Raw genomic sequence first — 15,842 nt, forward strand, 5'->3', positions numbered from 1 at the left:
GCTCCGGTTGACGGGGCCCACGTGAAAGGAGCTTTCACATGAACCGCAACCTCATCTCCTCGCCGCTAGGCAACAACCTGCTGCTGCGCACCGACTCCTACAAGGTGTCGCACTGGATGCAGTACCCGCCCGGCACGCAGACCGTCCACAGCTACATCGAATCGCGCGGCGGGCTCTTCAGCCACTCGCTCTTCTTCGGCCTGCAGGCGTATCTGCGCGAGTACCTGCAGACGCCGGTGACGCTCGCAGATGTCGACGAAGCCGAAGCGATGATGGCCGGGCACGGCGAGCCCTTCAACCGCCAAGGGTGGCTGCGGCTGATCGAGAAGCACGGCGGGCTGATGCCGGTGCGCATCCGTGCCGTGCCCGAAGGCAGCGTGCTGCCGGTGCACAACGTGCTCGCGACCATCGAGAACACCGACCCCGAGTTCTTCTGGGTCACGAGTTTTCTGGAGACCGAATTGCTGCGCGCCATCTGGTATCCGACCACGGTGGCCACGCTCTCCGCGGCCGCGCGCACGACGCTGCTGCGGTACCTCGAAGCGACCTGCGACGACCCGCAGGGCCAGATCGCCTTCAGGCTGCACGACTTCGGCGCGCGCGGCGTGTCCAGCCTCGAATCGGCGGCGCTCGGCGGCATGGCGCACCTGGTCAACTTCATGGGCACCGACACGCTGGCCGCCTTGGTGGCGGCGCGCCGTTACTACGACTGCGACGTGGCGGGCTTCTCGATCCCCGCGGCCGAGCACAGCACCATCACGGGCTGGGGCCGCGACCATGAATCGGATGCGTACAGCAACATGGTCGACCAGTTCGGCAAGCCCGGCGCGACCTTCGCGGTGGTGAGCGACAGCTACGACATCTTCCATGCCTGCGCGCGCATCTGGGGCGACGAGCTCAAGGCCAAGGTGGTGGCCTCGGGCGCGACGCTGGTGGTGCGGCCCGACTCGGGCGACCCGGCCGAGACCACGCTCAAGGTGGCGCAGATCCTGGCCGACCGTTTCGGCACCACGACGAACGCCAAGGGCTTTCGCGTGCTGAACAACGTGCGGATCATCCAGGGCGACGGCGTGAACCTCGATTCGCTGCGGCTGTGCCTGTCGAACTTCTTCCACAACGGTTTCTCGACGGAGAACATCTCCTTCGGCATGGGCGGCGGATTGCTGCAGCAGGTCAACCGCGACACCATGCAATGGGCAATGAAGTGCTCGGCAATGCAGGTGAACGGCGAGTGGCGCGATGTCTACAAGTCGCCGGTGGGCGATGCGAGCAAGGCGTCGAAGAAGGGGCGACTTTCTCTGGTGCGGAATGCGCGCGGTGAAGTGCAGACGGTGCGCGAAGAAGCGCTTGCGGATGGGCAGGTCGATCTGCTGCAGACGGTGTTCGAGAACGGGCGCATCGTTTCGAACACCACGTTCGATGCCATTCGCGAACGGGCGGCCATTGGCGTGAATCAGTTCGTCACTTCGCGGGCGCCGCTCTGAAGATTTTCAGGGCGGGTGCACAGGCCACCGGGTACTCCCCTCCGCGAATGTCCCCCGGGCTTCGCCCTCCTCCTTAATTTCGCTGCGGGGAGCACCCGATGGCCTGCGCACTTGGGCACGCTGTGAGTGATCGGCGATCAACGACTGCTCTGAAGCGCTCCCGCTGATGGTGGGCCCTGTTTCGCGAAATCAAGGGGGAGGCCGCAGGCCGGAGGACATTCGCGAAACAGAGCCCACCGTCGGCGGGAGTGCCGCCCTGAACGGACTCAGGCGACAGCTGGCAGCGTCGCCTGCATCGACGCGCGCTGGTTGAACACCTCGAACCATTTCGCCGTATTCGGCGCATCGGCACGCCAGCCGACCGAAGGAAACCGGAAGTCCAGGTAGCCCAGCGCGCAGCCGAAGGCGATCGTGCCGATGTCGACGCGATCGCCGAACGACGGCGCCGCCGTTTCGAGCCATTCGAGACCGGTGCGCACCTTGGCGAGCTGGCCCTCGGTCCAGTCGTTCCAGCGCAGCGGCTCGGGCCGCAGCATGGTTTCGTAGCGCGCGAGCAATGCGGCCGCGGTCATGCCGTCGGCCAGCGCGAGTTCGGTGAGGCGGGCCCAGCGTTCGGTGCCATCGGCAGGGAACAGCGCACCCGAATGCGTGGCGTCGAGGTACTCGCAGATCACGCGGCTGTCGTACAGGACCTGCCCGTCGTTGCACAGGAAAGTCGGCACCTGGCCGAGCGGGTTCTTCGGGAGGATGGTGGCGTCGCGCTTGACCGGGCCGGCTGCGCTGGGCAGCTTCTCGATGCGGTCGGCAATGCCGAGTTCGTGCGCGACGACCATGCACTTGCGCACGAACGGCGAAGCGGACGAGTGGAAGATCTTCATTGGGTATGTCCTCGGTTGTTTTCAGCGCGTGACGATCCGCAGCATGCCCTCCTGGGCGGTCGAGGCCACGAGCCGCCCGTCGCGCGTGAACAGGCTGCCGCGGCAGAGGCCCCGCGCACCGCTCGCGCTGGGCGAGTCGAGCACGTAGAGCAGCCAGTCGTCCATGCGGAAATCGCGGTGGAACCACATCGCGTGGTCCAGGCTCGCGGGGCGCACCTGGCCGCTCATGAAGCTCAGGCCGTGCGGCAGCATCGCGGCGCGCAAGAGGCCATGGTCGGAGGCATAGGCCAGCAGCGCGCGGTGCACGACCGGGTCATCGGGCAGCGGCGCGATGGCGCGCATCCAGATGGCGCTTTCCGAAGGCCGCACGATGGGCGTGAGCAGGTCGTCGGCCTCGACGCGGCGGTACTCGATGCCGTGCGGCTCCAGGCCCTTGATGCGCCAGCGCTCGGGCAGGCGGTCGCCCAGGGCCAGGCGCTGGTCGAGTTCGCTGACCAAGCCGTCGGGCCCTTCGACGGCGGGCATCGCGAGCTGGTGTTCGACGCCCTCGTCCACCGTCTGGAACGACGCCGACATTTCAAAAATGATGCGCTCCTGCTGGCGCGCCACCACGTGCCGGGTGGTGAAGCTGCGGCCGTCGCGCACGCGGTCGACGCTGTACTCGATGGGCGCGTGCTCGCCCGGCAGGAGGAAGTAGGCGTGCATCGAATGCACCGGCCGGTCGGCGCCGACCGTGAGGCTCGCGGCGGCCAGTGATTGGCCGAGCACCTGGCCGCCGAACACGGCGGGGGTTCCGATGTCTTCGCTCTGGGCGAGAAAGCGGTCGCCGCCGAGCGGTTCGAGCTGCATGAGGGCGACGAGTTCGTCGACGAGGCGGGCGGCGGTGGCGGAATCGGTGGTCATCGGCAAAGGGCGGTCGGTGCAAGAAAAAGAAGCAGCCTTGGACCATAGCAAAGGACGGGCCGGCGAGCTGTCGCGGCCCGGTCAGCGGGGCGCTGCTATTTGTAGAAGCAGATGTCCATGAAGCGCGCCCGGCAGCGGTAGTCCGTGCCGCCTTGCACGATGAACATGGGCACGCCGCCCACCAGCAGTTTGCCGTCGTCGTCGTAGATCAGCGGCGTGCGCGCGGGTTTGGCGGCGGGGCCGGTGGCGGTTTCCTGCTCGACGTAGTTGACGTGGTTCGCCCGGGAGAAGTCGAGCGTGTCGGCCGGCTTGAGCGGCGCGGCCGCGTAGCGCGTGCCATAGACGGTGCCGAAGTAGCGCAGCGCCGGCCCGGTGCGGTCGCCGTACTTCACCTCGGTCTTCGCAAAGCCGGTCTGGATCAGGAAGGCCCGGTCTTCGGGCGCCAGGTCGGCGTCGAAGGCCATCAGCACGTAGGAGCCTTCGAAGCTCTGGTCGCGGGCCACCTTGAGCTCGCCGTTGAGGCTGGGCGTGACCTTGGCGCGCCCGCTCCAGCGCAGCAGCGCCGCCACGGACGGGTCGCCGTCGAACACGTAGTGGTAGTTCTCCGCGGCGATGACGACCTTGCGGCCGTCCTTGGCGGCCAGGAAGCTCACCACCTGGTCCTTGCCGTGGACGGGCTCGCCTTCGGGGGTGCTCGCGCAGCCCCACTGCATCAGGCCGAGCGCGGCGCAGGAAAGGGCGAGGAGGATGCGACGCGCGGTGGTCGACAACGAAAGGAAGTGCACTTTTCGTCCGGGGTTGGAGTTCATCAAGCCCCGGACTCTAGCGCCATACCTGCGTTCTGAGCGTTCAACGGTCGATGTCGGCGCCGTCGGCAACCAGCTTCTTCTGCAGCGCCGGCACATCGACATCCGCGAAATTCGCGCTGCCCAGCGCGGCCGCCGCGGTGCCCGCGGCCTGCCCCATGACAAAGCAACCGCCGCTCGCGCGCGCGGCCGACTGGCCTTCGTGCGTCATCGCGGCGCAGCGGCCCGCCACCAGCAGGTTGTCGACCTTTCGCGGCACCAGCATGCGCCAGGGCAGCTGGTTGTAGGTGCGGTTGTCGTCGCGCGGAAAGGCCCATTCGATGCGGCCGTCGGCGTGCATCTCCATCGGCCAGGCGTTGATGCCGATGCTGTCGTCGAACCTGGCCGACGAGAGGATGTCCTCGCCCGCGAGCGCGTAGAGGCCCTCGATGCGGCGCGTTTCGCGGATGCCGACCTGCGGCGCGATCTCCACGATGGCCGAGTGCGCGAAGCCCGGCACCTCGGCCTTCATGAACTTGAAATACTCGGCGATCTGGCGGCGGCCTTCCAGCTCGCCCTCGGTGAGTTCGCGCGCATCGACGCCGTTCATCGCGCGGCCGGCCGCGTTGCGGATCTGCGTGACGTTGGCGCGCCATTCGCGCGGATCGATGTTGGGCCTGAGGATCGCGCCTTCGCGCGGGAACCTGTAGGTGCCGGGTTTCTGCTGCTGCACCTTGGCCATCAGGTCGTTGATGGCCTTGAACTCGCCCACCGCCGCGAGCGCGGGCTCGGCATCGACCTGGCCGACGCGGAACATGGTGGTCGGAAAGAGGCCGCTGCCGTGCCCGTCGCCCACCTCGAACGGCACGCCCGCGAAGGCGGCCACGTCGGCGTCGCCGCTGGCATCGATGAAGGCGTTGGCGCGGATCGCCTGGCGGCCCGACTTGGTCTCGACCACGAGCGCCGCGATGCGGTCGCCGTCGCGGATCACCGCCGCCGCCCACGCGTGGAACAGGAGGTTCACGCCCGCATCGAGCAACAGTTGGTCCGCCGCGATCTTGTAGGCCGAGGTGTCGTAGGAGCGCACGCGGATGCGGCCCTGCATGCCGTCCTGCGGCTTGTTCAGGCCGCCGAGCGCACCGATGCGATCCAGCAGGTCGTCGGCCACGCCGCGCACCAGCAACGTCATCTCGCCGTTGCGCTTGCCGTAGAGGCCCGCGAAGTTGGTCACGCCGCCCGCGGTGCCCATGCCGCCGAGGAAGCCGTAGCGTTCCACCAGCAGCGTGTTGGCGCCATGGCGCGCAGCGCTCACGGCGGCAGCGATGCCGGCGGGGCCGCCGCCGACCACCACCACGTCGTATTCACCGAAGACCGGCAGCTCGCGTGCCGGTTCCGTCAGGGTCTTTGGCTGGACTGTCATTACTGCAACTTGATCCCACGGGTGGAAATGATCTTGGTCATGATCGCGGCCTCTTCGGTGACGCGCGAGCGCATGCCGTCCGGCGAGGTGCCCACCGCCTGCCAGCCCTGCTCGAAGAGCTTGCGGCGAACCTCCGGGTCCTTCATGACGATTTCGAGTTCGCGGCCGATGCGCACCTGCGCGGCCTTCGACAGGTTGGCGGGCCCCAGCAGCGCCACCCACACCTCGAGGCTGAAGTCCTTCACGCCGGCTTCGGACAGCGGCGGGATCTCGGGCACCAGCGCGCTGCGCCCGCCGGTGAGGCCCACGGCCTTGAGCTTGCCGGCCTTGATCTGCGGCATGGCCACGCCCGGCGGGATCAGGCCCATCTGCACCTGGTCGCCCAGCATGCCGGTGATGACCTGCGGGTTGCCCTGGTAGGGCACGTGCTCGGGCTTGAAGCCGGCGACGCGGCTCTTGAGCAGCTCCATGCCCAGGTGGCCGACCGAGCCGATGCCCACCGAGCCGTAGTTCCACTTGTCGCCGGCCTTGCGCGCGGCATCGAAGAAGGCGGTGCCCGTGGGCAGGTTGTTCTGCGCCACCAGCACGAGCGGCGCGGTCGCGATCAGCGAGAGGTACGTGAAGTCCTTGACCGGGTCATAAGGCAGCTTGGGGTACAGCATCTTCGACGAGGTGAGATTGCCGTTGATGACGATGCCCAGCGTGTGGTCGTCGGTGGCCTTGGCCACCTGGTCGGCCGCGATGTTGCCCGAGGCGCCGGCCTTGTTGTCCACGATGATCGGCTGGCCCAGCGCCTTGCCCAGCGGCTCGGCAATGGTGCGCGCCGCGATGTCGGGGGTGGAGCCGCCCGGAAAGCCCACCAGCAGGCGGATGGGCTTGGTCGGCCAGGCGTTGTTCTGTGCACTCGCGGCGAGCGGCAGCAAGGTGGCGGCTGCCAGGCCGCAAGCGATCAAAAGGGCTCTCTTTTTGGCGTGCATGGCGAAAAGAAGTGAGAAAGTTAACAAAAACCAAAGAAGGCCAGCTTAACTGCCGAGGGGAATACGGGGCAAGAAACGCGCTCGCCTATTCGAGGCTGATGTTGCCCCTGCGCACCAATTCGCCGTACACCTTCGACTTCGCCTCGGCGTTGCGCTGGATCTCTTCCGGCGACCACGCCAGCGGCTCGAAAGCGAAGGTGTCGAAGCGGGCGCGGATCTCGGGGTCGGCGATGACCTTGGCCACGTCGGCGTTGATCTTTGCCTTCACGGCCGCCGGCACGCCCTTGGGCGCGAGCAGCGAGACGAAGGAGTTGACTTCCAGCGAAGCCGGCCCGCCCGCCTCGGCCATGGTCGGCACGTCGGGCATCTGCGGAATGCGCTTGGGCGCAGCGACCGCGATGTAGCGGAGCTTGCCGGCCTTGTAGATGCCCTGGCTCGACGGAATGCTTGCGAAGGCCCACGGCACCTCGCCCGTGCCGACGTTGGAATACAGCTGCGACACCTCGCGGTACGGCGCGTGCCGCATGCGGATGCCGGTGAGCGCCTCCAGTTGCTGCGCGCCCAGGTGGCCGGGGCTGCCGACGCCCCACGAGCCGTACACCACGCCTTCGGGCTCGGCCTTGGCGGCGGCGATCAGGTCGCCCATGGTCTTCCACTTCGAATCGCTGCCCACCGCCACGAAGAAGGGCGTGCGGAACAGCGAGGCCACCGGGTCGAAGTGCTGCAGCGTCACGAAGTTCTTCGACTTGTACAGGTGCGGCAGCGCGGCGACGTGCTCGCTGTCCAGCTGCAGCAGCGTGTAGCCATCGGGCGCGGCGCGGCGCGCCTGGTCGATGGCGATGAAGCCGCCGCCGCCGGGCTTGTTGTCGATCACCACGCGCTGGTTCCACAGGCGCGAGAGCTTGTCGGACACCAGGCGCAGCACCGCGTCGGGGCCGCTGCCGGCGGCGAAGGGCGTGACCAGCGTCACGGGCCTGTTCGGAAAGTCGCCGGCCTGCGCCAGCGCGCCGCTGGTGGCGATGGTGGCGGTGAGGGCGAGAACGCCCGTCAGCAATGCGCGCGAGAAATTCATGGTGCTTGTCTCCTGGGCCTTCGGCCTCGAATGGGGATGATGGAAGAAACTCGTTTCAGTGCGACGAAAGCGCGGCCGCCGCTGCATCGACTGTGCGCCCGGCCGCGGCAGGCTGCAGCGATGCCGGCGCGTCGTCCAGGCAGTGCTCGGGCCGCCACGCATAGAGCCACTCGACGGCATCGTAGAAGCGCTCCGGCGTGCGCCCCACCCAGAGGCTGTTGCGCACCAGCCGCTCGACGCCCTTCGCGTGATACAGGCGCCCCATCTCGCGCACCGACAGCACCACGCGCGCCGTGCGGGCGACGCGCGCCGCTTCGTACAGCTTGAACGCGGCGGTCATGTCGAAATCGCAGGCCTTCACCGCGGCGCCCAGCGTCACCGCGTCTTCGAGCGCCATGCAGGCGCCCTGCGCGAGGTACTGCATCATCGGATGCGCCGCATCGCCCAGCAGCGTGGCCGGGCCCTCGCTCCAGCGGTCGACCGGGTCGCAGTCGGCGGTGCTCCAGCGGCGCCACGAGGTGGGGCGGTCGAGCAGCTGGCGCGGGCGCGCGTGCACGCCCTCGAAGTACGAGAGCACTTCTTCCTTGCTGCCGTCGGTGACGCCCCACTCTTCTTCCTTTCGGCTGTGGAAGGTGACGACCAGGTTGTATTGCTCGCCATGGCGCAGCGGGTAGTGCACCAGGTGGCAGTTGGGGCCGGCCCAGACGACGGGCGCGTTCCATCGCAGGTCCGCCGGCATGCAGTCCGCGGGCACGACCGCGCGGTACACGACGTGGCCCGAGACGCGCGGCGCGTCGCCGATGAGCTTGGCGCGCACCACCGACTTCACGCCGTCGCAGCCCACGATGGCATCGGCCTGGAAACGGCGGCCGTCACGCGTGACCGCTGTGACCCCGTGCGCGCCGGTGTCGATGGACTCGACCTGCGCCGAGGTGTGGAAGCGGATCAGCGGGTGTTGCCTGACCGCCTCGTGGATCGCGCCGTGCAGGTCGGCGCGATGGCTCACCGCATACGGATTTCTGAAGCGCGCGCGGAAGGCTTCGCCCACGGGCACCGAGGCGACTTCGCTGCAATCGACCGCGTCCATCATCACCAGCCGGTCGGTGAAGACCGAGCCCCGGCGCACCGCCTCGCCCACGCCCAGCGCGTCGAGCGCGGCGAAAGCGTTGGGGCCCAGCTGCAGGCCGGCGCCGATCTCACCGATGGCCGCGCTCTGCTCGAGCAGGTCGATGGCCACACCGAGGCGTGCGAGTGCGAGCGCCGCGGCCATGCCGCCGATGCCGCCGCCGACGAGCAGCACGGTGGGCGTATTTTTGGTGGGGGATGTGCTCATCGCGTGGCCTTTGCGCTTCGGTGGAAATCAGTCGATGCGAACGGTGAGCGAGGGCAGCCGCTCGATGCTCACCTTGATCGTCTGCCCCGCCTTCACCGCGCCCACGCCTTCGGGCGTGCCGGTGAAGATCAGGTCGCCGGGCTGCAGCGTGAAGAGCGTCGAGAGATTGGCGATCACCTCGTTCACCGACCAGATCAGGTGCGTGATGTCGCTGTTCTGGCGCACTTCGCCATCGACCGTGAGCGTGATCGCGCCCGCGTTGATCTCGCCCACATCGGCCAGCGTGCGCAGCGGCGCGATGGGCGCCGAGAAGTCGAAGGCCTTGCCGATTTCCCACGGGCGGCCCTGCTCGCGCATCTTCATCTGCAGGTCACGGCGCGTCATGTCCAGGCCTACGGCGTAGCTGTGGATGTGGCCCGAAGCCTGGTCGACCGGAATGTCACGGCCGCCCTTGCCGATGGCGACCACGAGCTCGGCCTCGTAGTGGTAGTTGCTCGTGAGCGGCGGGTACGCAATGGCGCCGACCTGGCCTTCGGCCACGGGCACCACCGAGGCGTCGTCGTTGGGCTTGCAGAAGAAGAAAGGCGGTTCGCGGTCGGGATCGAACCCCATCTCGCGGGCATGCGCCGCGTAGTTGCGGCCGACGCAGTAGACGCGGCGCACGGGGAACAGCTTGTCGGAATCGACGATGGGCAGGCCGACGATGGAAGGGGGTGCGAAAACGAAGGACATGGAAGGCTCCTGCCGCACGAAGCGGCACACGGTCAAACGATGAAATGAAAAGAGGTCGGCCGCCGTTCAAGCGTCTTCGAGAAAAGCCTCGCGCAGGATGCCCATGGCCTGCTGCACGGGGCGGTCGGAGAAGCTGAAGAGCACCACGTCGGCGATGGGCGAGAGCAGCCGCAGCGGCGCCCACGACGGCACGACGAAGGTGTCGCGCGGTCCGAACTCCAGGCGCTGGCCCGCGATCTCGGCGATGCCGTGGCCTTCGACCACGCTGTAGACGGCGCCATCGGTCGCGCGGTGCGTCCTGCCCGCGAAGCCCTTGGGCAGCAGTTGCAGGTTGGTCGAGATCGTCGGCATCGGCGAGCCGCCCGTCAGCGGGTTGATGTAGCGCAGCTTGTGGCCCAGCCATGCGTCGGGCGCTTCCTGCTTTTGCAACTGCGCGAGCGCTTCGCGGCTGCGCGCATACGGGTAGTTGAAGATCGGCGAGGTGGCCGATACATGGTCGTGGCGCGCCGGCACCATGTTGTGGCCGAAGCGCGCAAGGCTGTGGCCCTCGGGGCGCGCGACGTGCTGCACCTTGGCATCGTCGTTCTCGGCAAAGCCGGCGTCGAAGAAGCGCAGCATCGGAATGTCGAGCCCATCGAGCCACACCACCGGCTCGCTCACGCCCGCGATGCCCTCGTTGCCATGGTCGTGCCAGGCCCACGAGGGCGTGATGATGAAGTCGCCCGGGTACATGGTGGTGCGCTCGCCGCCCACCGTGGTGTAGGCACCCTTGCCATCGACGATGAAGCGCAGCGCCGACTGCACATGGCGGTGCGAAGGCGCCACCTCGCCCGGCATGATGAGTTGCAGGCCTGCATAGATCGATTGCGTGATCGACGAGTTGCCGGGCAGCGCCGGGTTCTCCAGCACCAGCACGCGGCGCACGGCCTCCTCGGCGGTGATGAGGTCGGCCGACTCCATCAGCAGCGGGCGGATCTCGTCGTAGCGCCAGAGGGCCGGCACGCACGGCGTCTGCGGCTCGCGCGGCACCAGGGCGTGCAGCGATTCCCACAGCGGGGTGAGGTTCAGGGGGCGGATGCGGGCGTAGTAGTCGCGGCGTTCGGCGGCATTGGCCGGGGCGCCGTTCGTGGCGCTTTTTGCGCTGCCTTGGGAAGCGGGGTTCATGCGTGGTTGTCTCCGTTGCGGCATTGTTGAGCCGCCCCACTATTTCCTCAAGACCGGTGGCCAATACACGGAATTGGAAATTTCGATAATGGTGTCTTTCGCCCTAAGCAAAGCAGCCCGGAAAACCCCCAAACACCATGTCCAAGCTCGATCTCGAATGGCTCGCCGTGTTCGACGAGGTCTACAAGACCGGCAACGTCTCCAAGGCCGCCGAGCGGCTGGGCATCGCGCAGGCCGCGGCCAGCACCGCGCTCAACAAGCTGCGCGCGCACTTCGACGATCGCCTGTTCACCCGCACCGCGCAGGGCATGCAGCCCACGCCGCACGCCGAGCGCATCTACCCGAACCTGCGCGAGGTGCTGGCCCAGTTGGCGCAGGCCCGAGGCAACCGCAGCAGCTTCGAGCCCGCCGAGGCGCAGCGGCGCTTTCGCATCTGCATGACCGACATCAGCGAGGTGGTGCTGCTGCCCGGCCTGCTGGACCACCTGCGGCACGTGGCGCCGGGGGTGCACATCGAGACCGAGATCATCTCCACCAACAGCGGCCGCCGCCTGCAGGACGGCGAGGTCGACCTGGCCGTGGGCTTCATGCCGCAGCTGGACGCGGGCTTCTACCAGCAGACGCTGTTCATGCAGAACTTCGTGTGCCTGGCCGCGCAGAACCATCCGCGCATCGGCGCCAGGCTCACGCGCAAGCGCTTCGAGGCGCAGGCGCACGCGGTGGTGTCCACGTCCGGCACGGGACATGCCATCGTCGACACGACCATCGCGCGGCTCGGTCTCCGGCGCGACGTGGTGGTGCGGCTGTCGAGCTTCCTGAGCGTGGCGCGGATCGTGGCGCACACCGAGCTGCTCGTGGTGGTGCCGCGCATCCTGGGCAAGGTGCTGGCCACGCAGGAGCCGGTGAAGCTCCTGGAGCTGCCCTTCGCGCTGCCGGACTACGCGGTCAAGCAGCACTGGCACGAGCGCTTCCACGCCGACCCGGGCAACGCGTGGCTGCGGCGCACGCTGGCCCAGCTCTTCAGCGGCAGCTGAGCGTGCATGCCCGGGCGACGGGCGGCGCGGCTGACGGCGGGCGCCCGCTCGCATAATCGCGGCTCCCCACCACAGCCCATCCAACAAAGGCGGCGCCCCATGTCTTCGATCACCCTGCGTTTTCTGGCCGAGCCCAGCACCGTCAACTTCGGCGGCAAGGTCCACGGCGGCACGGTCATGAAGTGGATCGACGAGGCCGGCTACGCCTGCGCGACCAGCTGGGCCAAGCGCTATTGCGTCACCGCCTTCATCGGCAGCATCCGCTTTCACCGGCCGATCATGATCGGCGACCTCGTCGAGGTCGAAGCCCGCCTGGCCTACACCGGCACCACCAGCATGAACATCTCGGTGGAGGTGCGCAGCGGCGACATGAAGGGCGGCATGATGGAAAAGACCACCGAGTGCCTGATCGTCTTCGTCTCGGTCGACTCGCACGGCCGGCCGCTCCCGGTGGAAGCCTTCGTGCCCGGCACGCCCGGCGAAATGGCTTTGGCCGAGCGCGCGAAGGCGCATCTCGACGCGAGCCGCGCGGCCGGTGCCGCGCCGTAGCAGTCACCGTAGAGGCGAAGCTCTAACGGGAGCGATGTCCAGCGGCTAGAGTCAGGCGATTGTTTTCAAAGGACTACTTCGCATGGCGACTCAAGACGACGACAGCAACGGCGGCAACGGCGGCAAATCCTCCGACCGCATCAAGGACTCCGCCCAGCAGATCTGGCTCGCCGGCCTCGGCGCCTTCGCCAAGATGCAGCAGGAAGGCAGCAAGGCCTTCGAGGCGCTGGTCAAGGACGGCGCCGGCATGCAGAAGAAGACCCAGACGGCCGCTGAAGAGACCCTCGCCCAGGCGCAGCAGCGCATGGCCGGCTTCGCCAGCGAGTTCGGCACCAAGGCCGCGGGCCAGTGGGGCAAGCTGGAGAACATCTTCGAAGAGCGCGTGGCGCGCGCCCTCGAAAAACTCGGCGCCCCTTCGGCCGCCGACATGGCCGCGCTGCAGGCGCGCGTCGAGGCCCTCGAAGCGCAATTGAAGGGCAGTGCGAAGGCGGCAGCGGCCACCCGCAAGACCACCGCGCGCAAGACCGCGGCACCGACGGCCGCGAAGAAGACACTGCGCCGCACCAAGGCCGGCTGAGCTCGCCCGAATTGCGGCACTGCACAAAAAACAAGCGCCGCAAAACATGTCCCGCACCGGTCATGGTGCAGTGCACATACGCTAGAGTGTTCCCAAGACCAAGAGACACACCGGGGGCACCGACATGGCAAAGAAGGCGCCACGCCGCACAGCGCAACGCATCCTCGAAGCCGCATTGGACCTGTTCAACCGCTTCGGGGAACCGAACGTCTCGACCACGCTGATCGCGGGCGAGCTCAACATCAGCCCGGGCAATCTCTACTACCACTACCCCGCCAAGGAAGAGCTCATCAACAAGCTCTACCAGGGCTACGAGGCCGAGCTCAACGAGCTGCTGCACGCGAGCGAAGGCGTGCACGACGTGGAGGACGCGTGGTTCTTCATGCACACGCTCTTCGAGCTGATCTGGCGCTACCGCTTTCTCTACCGCGACCTGAACGACCTGCTGAGCAAGAACCGGCACCTGGAAACCCAGTTCCAGCTGGTGCTGAAAAACAAGGCACGCGCCATTCGCCAGCTGATCGCCGGCCTCGGCCGCGCCGGCCACCTGGACATCGACGCGCACGAGGTCGATCCGCTGGCCCAGAGCATGGTCGTGGTGCTGACCTACTGGCTGAGCTACGAATACGTGCGCAACCCGCGCGAGGCGCTGGAGCCGGCGCATGCCCAGGGCGCGCTGATGCGCGGCGGCCACCACACCCTGCACCTGCTCGCGCCTTACCTCGGGCGCGAACAACGGCGGCATCTGCTGACACTCAGCAATGCCTACAACGGCGAAGATGCCACGCACAACGTGGCTCCCCCTGTCGACATGGCGGCCTAGGGCCTGTTCGAACCATGCCCCACCCCGACTTCAAACCGCTCTCGCTGATGTCCGCCGGCCCGGTTGCCGCCAGCGCGGAACCCTGGACGCCCCTGCCGTATGCCGACGTGCCGCGCTTCGACGCCCGCAGCGTGCTGCCGCACTGGCCGCGCCTGCATGCCGGCCACCACCTGCCGCCGCCAGACGCCGATGCGCCCCTGGCCGAGGGCTGGGCGCTGTACCACAGCGGCGAATTCGAACGCGCCGCCACCCTCGGCCTCTTGCACGGCTCCGAAGGCCTGGTGCTCGCCAACCAGGCCACCGCCATCTACGCCAACTACCTGGAGCCGCGCGAGGCCACCCGGCTCGCGATGTTCCGCCAGGTGATCGAGCGCGCCGGCGCGCAGGCCGCCGCCGAGCCCGACAACTGCCAGGCCCTCTACTGGCAGGCCTACGCGCTGGGCCGCTACAGCCAGGGCATCAGCGTGGCGCGGGCGCTGGCGCAGGGTTTGGGCAGCAAGCTCAAGGGGGCGCTGGAGCATGTGATCGCGCTGCAGCCGGCGCATGCCGACGCGCACCTCGCGCTGGCCGCGTTCCACGCCGAGGTGATCGACAAGGTGGGCGCGCTGGTCGGGCGCATGACCTACGGCGTGCGCGCCGAGACCTCGGTGGAGCTGTTCGAGCGCGGCCTCGAGCTGCATCCGCAGTCGGCCGCGGGAATGATGGAATACGCCCGCGCCCTCCTGATGCTGCACGGCGATTCGCGCATGGGCGAAGCCACCCAGCTCTACGAAAAGGCCGCGGCGCTGAAGCCGGCGGATGCGCGGGAGCGGCTGGACGTGGAACTGGCGCGGGCGGGGCTGGCGGACTGACCGTTGCGCGTCACCGCCGCTGGCGAATCAATCCGACCTGGTCCAGGAAAGCCCGCACCCGCGGCTGCCACACCTCGGGATAGCGCGAGAACAGCGCATGCCCGTCCTCGCCGTATGGCGGGAACTGCGTGAATTCGCCCTTGCCCCCCGCATCCCTGAAGGCCTTGAACCACTCCTGCGGATAGTTGGGCCCGAAGTACTGGTCGTTCTCGGTGTAGATCCACAGCGTGGGCATGTGCGCCGTCTTGCCGTACTGGCCGAACAGGCGCTCCATGGCCTGCGGCGAACACGGGCGCTGCGGCTGGGTCTTCGGATTGCCGCCACCGCCGCCCGCGAAGTTGATGGCCGCCACCACGCCCGCAGGATTCTGGGCGGCCGCCGCGATGGCGATGGTTCCGCCGAACGACTGCCCGACGATGACCGCGCGCGCCGGATCGACATCGGGCCGCGCGCGCATCAGCTGCAGCACCCGCAGCGTCTGCGCCAGCCCCGCCTCGTAGGCCGGCCCGTAGCGCCTCGCGCCGCACTGGCCGCTGGCTTCGACGTCGTCGCCGCCGGTCACGCCGTAGCCGATGCGGGTCGGCACGGCGACGACGAAGCCCTGCGCCACGAAGAAGCGCGACGCCACCGAATAGCGCGCGCGCCCCATGGCCGCGCGCTCCGCAGCCTCTGCCGCCCGGCCGTGGTTGAGGACGATCAGCGGGGCAGGCACCGGGTTCGCGTCGTCCGAGAAGACCGTCACCCGGATGGACTGCTCGACCCGCTTGCCGTAGATGTCGCTGACCTGCACCGGCACGTCGAGCTGCTCCTCGCGCAACGCGCCATGGGCGCCCGTGGCGGCCAGCAGCAGGAGTTGCAGCAGGACCTGCAGCAGCGCGGCACACCAGGGTGCGGATGTCTTCTTCATGAATGTCCCTTGCGCTCGCGGTTATTAAGATGGCCGTTTCGACTCATCTTCTCCCCACCCGCCATGTCCGACCTCAACGCCCAATTCGAAGCCGCCCAGGCCAACTCCAAGCTCTTGGCCGATCGCCCCGACAACCCGACGCTGCTGAAAATCTACGGCCTCTTCAAGCAGGCCACCGAAGGCGACAACACGGCCAAGAAGCCCAGTTTCAGCGACATCGTCGCGCGTGCCAAGTGGGATGCATGGACCGCCCAAAAGGGCGCGAGCGCCGACGAGGCCAAGCAGAAGTACATCGACCTCATCGAATCGCTGCGCGCCTGAGCCCGCGCCAGGAACCGTTCGGGCCGAGCTTG

17 protein-coding genes are annotated in these 15,842 nt (G+C 68.1%); 7 read left to right on the top strand and 10 right to left on the bottom strand.

Annotated elements, in window-relative coordinates; translation table 11 throughout:
- The first annotated feature begins 38 nt into the window (after positions 1-38).
- Complete coding sequence (locus BM133_RS26535) at positions 39-1,484, top strand: nicotinate phosphoribosyltransferase (RefSeq protein WP_093440616.1); 1,446 nt, start codon at positions 39-41, stop codon at positions 1,482-1,484.
- Positions 1,485-1,750: 266 nt separating this feature from the next.
- On the opposite strand, the gene BM133_RS26540 is transcribed toward BM133_RS26535, so the two are convergent.
- The 9 genes from BM133_RS26540 to gtdA form a co-directional block, all read right to left on the bottom strand.
- Positions 1,751-2,362 carry a glutathione S-transferase gene (locus BM133_RS26540; RefSeq protein ID WP_093440618.1) on the bottom strand — a complete coding sequence of 204 codons (612 nt, stop codon included), beginning with the start codon at positions 2,360-2,362 and terminating at the stop codon, positions 1,751-1,753.
- A gap of 21 nt (positions 2,363-2,383) precedes the next feature.
- Positions 2,384-3,265, bottom strand: coding sequence for an acyl-CoA thioesterase (locus tag BM133_RS26545; RefSeq protein ID WP_093440621.1), 882 nt, complete (start codon positions 3,263-3,265; stop codon positions 2,384-2,386).
- Positions 3,266-3,360: 95 nt separating this feature from the next.
- Positions 3,361-4,074, bottom strand: a complete 714-nt coding sequence (locus BM133_RS26550; protein ID WP_256219365.1) for a hypothetical protein — start codon at positions 4,072-4,074, stop codon at positions 3,361-3,363.
- A gap of 40 nt (positions 4,075-4,114) precedes the next feature.
- Positions 4,115-5,470, bottom strand: a complete 1,356-nt coding sequence (locus tag BM133_RS26555) for an FAD-dependent oxidoreductase (RefSeq protein ID WP_093440623.1) — start codon at positions 5,468-5,470, stop codon at positions 4,115-4,117.
- Positions 5,470-6,447: a Bug family tripartite tricarboxylate transporter substrate binding protein gene (locus tag BM133_RS26560; protein WP_093440626.1), complete on the bottom strand. Its 978-nt coding sequence runs from the start codon at positions 6,445-6,447 to the stop codon at positions 5,470-5,472. The genes BM133_RS26555 and BM133_RS26560 overlap by 1 nt, the downstream gene beginning before the upstream one ends.
- Positions 6,448-6,532: 85 nt before the next feature.
- On the bottom strand, positions 6,533-7,519 hold the full coding sequence (locus BM133_RS26565) for a Bug family tripartite tricarboxylate transporter substrate binding protein (protein ID WP_093440629.1): 987 nt from the start codon (positions 7,517-7,519) through the stop codon (positions 6,533-6,535).
- Between the two features lie 55 nt (positions 7,520-7,574).
- Entirely contained in the window at positions 7,575-8,852 is a 1,278-nt protein-coding gene (locus tag BM133_RS26570; protein ID WP_093440631.1) for a 3-hydroxybenzoate 6-monooxygenase, read from the bottom strand.
- 27 nt (positions 8,853-8,879) lie between these two features.
- Entirely contained in the window at positions 8,880-9,584 is a 705-nt protein-coding gene (locus tag BM133_RS26575; protein ID WP_093441236.1) for a fumarylacetoacetate hydrolase family protein, read from the bottom strand.
- Positions 9,585-9,650: 66 nt separating this feature from the next.
- Entirely contained in the window at positions 9,651-10,748 is a 1,098-nt protein-coding gene (gene gtdA / locus BM133_RS26580) for a gentisate 1,2-dioxygenase (RefSeq protein WP_093440634.1), read from the bottom strand.
- 137 nt (positions 10,749-10,885) lie between these two features.
- Here gtdA and BM133_RS26585 point away from each other — a divergent pair, with 137 nt between their 5' ends.
- The 5 genes from BM133_RS26585 (at position 10,886) to BM133_RS26605 (ending at position 14,582) form a co-directional block, all read left to right on the top strand.
- Entirely contained in the window at positions 10,886-11,782 is an 897-nt protein-coding gene (locus BM133_RS26585) for a LysR family transcriptional regulator (protein ID WP_093440636.1), read from the top strand.
- A gap of 99 nt (positions 11,783-11,881) precedes the next feature.
- A complete protein-coding gene (locus tag BM133_RS26590) occupies positions 11,882-12,331 on the top strand; it encodes an acyl-CoA thioesterase (RefSeq protein ID WP_093440639.1) in 450 nt (149 codons plus the stop codon).
- Between the two features lie 82 nt (positions 12,332-12,413).
- Positions 12,414-12,908, top strand: a complete 495-nt coding sequence (locus BM133_RS26595; protein ID WP_093440642.1) for a phasin family protein — start codon at positions 12,414-12,416, stop codon at positions 12,906-12,908.
- 124 nt (positions 12,909-13,032) lie between these two features.
- Positions 13,033-13,731: a TetR/AcrR family transcriptional regulator gene (locus BM133_RS26600; RefSeq protein ID WP_093440644.1), complete on the top strand. Its 699-nt coding sequence runs from the start codon at positions 13,033-13,035 to the stop codon at positions 13,729-13,731.
- 14 nt (positions 13,732-13,745) lie between these two features.
- Positions 13,746-14,582 (top strand): tetratricopeptide repeat protein, encoded by an 837-nt coding sequence (locus BM133_RS26605; protein WP_177224951.1) that lies wholly within the window; start codon positions 13,746-13,748, stop codon positions 14,580-14,582.
- Between the two features lie 10 nt (positions 14,583-14,592).
- On the opposite strand, the gene BM133_RS26610 is transcribed toward BM133_RS26605, so the two are convergent.
- Complete coding sequence (locus BM133_RS26610) at positions 14,593-15,489, bottom strand: dienelactone hydrolase family protein (protein ID WP_093440647.1); 897 nt, start codon at positions 15,487-15,489, stop codon at positions 14,593-14,595.
- A gap of 63 nt (positions 15,490-15,552) precedes the next feature.
- On the opposite strand from BM133_RS26610, the gene BM133_RS26615 reads away from it, so the two are divergent.
- Positions 15,553-15,810 carry an acyl-CoA-binding protein gene (locus BM133_RS26615; RefSeq protein ID WP_093440649.1) on the top strand — a complete coding sequence of 86 codons (258 nt, stop codon included), beginning with the start codon at positions 15,553-15,555 and terminating at the stop codon, positions 15,808-15,810.
- Positions 15,811-15,842 lie beyond the last annotated feature (32 nt).

The sequence above is a fragment of the Variovorax sp. 770b2 genome (assembly GCF_900115685.1).
Taxonomy (GTDB): Bacteria; Pseudomonadota; Gammaproteobacteria; order Burkholderiales; family Burkholderiaceae_C; genus Variovorax.

Bases quoted from the DNA above. Each gene is read 5' to 3' on its own strand.
- BM133_RS26600 (WP_093440644.1), top strand. From the start codon at position 13,033: ATGGCAAAGAAGGCGCCACGCCGCACAGCGCAACGCATCCTCGAAGCC.
- BM133_RS26615 (WP_093440649.1), top strand. From the start codon at position 15,553: ATGTCCGACCTCAACGCCCAATTCGAAGCCGCCCAGGCCAACTCCAAG.
- BM133_RS26590 (WP_093440639.1), top strand. From the start codon at position 11,882: ATGTCTTCGATCACCCTGCGTTTTCTGGCCGAGCCCAGCACCGTCAAC.
- BM133_RS26540 (WP_093440618.1), bottom strand. From the start codon at position 2,362: ATGAAGATCTTCCACTCGTCCGCTTCGCCGTTCGTGCGCAAGTGCATG.
- BM133_RS26550 (WP_256219365.1), bottom strand. From the start codon at position 4,074: ATGAACTCCAACCCCGGACGAAAAGTGCACTTCCTTTCGTTGTCGACC.
- BM133_RS26545 (WP_093440621.1), bottom strand. From the start codon at position 3,265: ATGACCACCGATTCCGCCACCGCCGCCCGCCTCGTCGACGAACTCGTC.
- BM133_RS26570 (WP_093440631.1), bottom strand. From the start codon at position 8,852: ATGAGCACATCCCCCACCAAAAATACGCCCACCGTGCTGCTCGTCGGC.
- BM133_RS26575 (WP_093441236.1), bottom strand. From the start codon at position 9,584: ATGTCCTTCGTTTTCGCACCCCCTTCCATCGTCGGCCTGCCCATCGTC.
- BM133_RS26555 (WP_093440623.1), bottom strand. From the start codon at position 5,470: ATGACAGTCCAGCCAAAGACCCTGACGGAACCGGCACGCGAGCTGCCG.
- BM133_RS26605 (WP_177224951.1), top strand. From the start codon at position 13,746: ATGCCCCACCCCGACTTCAAACCGCTCTCGCTGATGTCCGCCGGCCCG.
- BM133_RS26560 (WP_093440626.1), bottom strand. From the start codon at position 6,447: ATGCACGCCAAAAAGAGAGCCCTTTTGATCGCTTGCGGCCTGGCAGCC.
- BM133_RS26565 (WP_093440629.1), bottom strand. From the start codon at position 7,519: ATGAATTTCTCGCGCGCATTGCTGACGGGCGTTCTCGCCCTCACCGCC.
- gtdA (WP_093440634.1), bottom strand. From the start codon at position 10,748: ATGAACCCCGCTTCCCAAGGCAGCGCAAAAAGCGCCACGAACGGCGCC.
- BM133_RS26535 (WP_093440616.1), top strand. From the start codon at position 39: ATGAACCGCAACCTCATCTCCTCGCCGCTAGGCAACAACCTGCTGCTG.
- BM133_RS26610 (WP_093440647.1), bottom strand. From the start codon at position 15,489: ATGAAGAAGACATCCGCACCCTGGTGTGCCGCGCTGCTGCAGGTCCTG.
- BM133_RS26585 (WP_093440636.1), top strand. From the start codon at position 10,886: ATGTCCAAGCTCGATCTCGAATGGCTCGCCGTGTTCGACGAGGTCTAC.
- BM133_RS26595 (WP_093440642.1), top strand. From the start codon at position 12,414: ATGGCGACTCAAGACGACGACAGCAACGGCGGCAACGGCGGCAAATCC.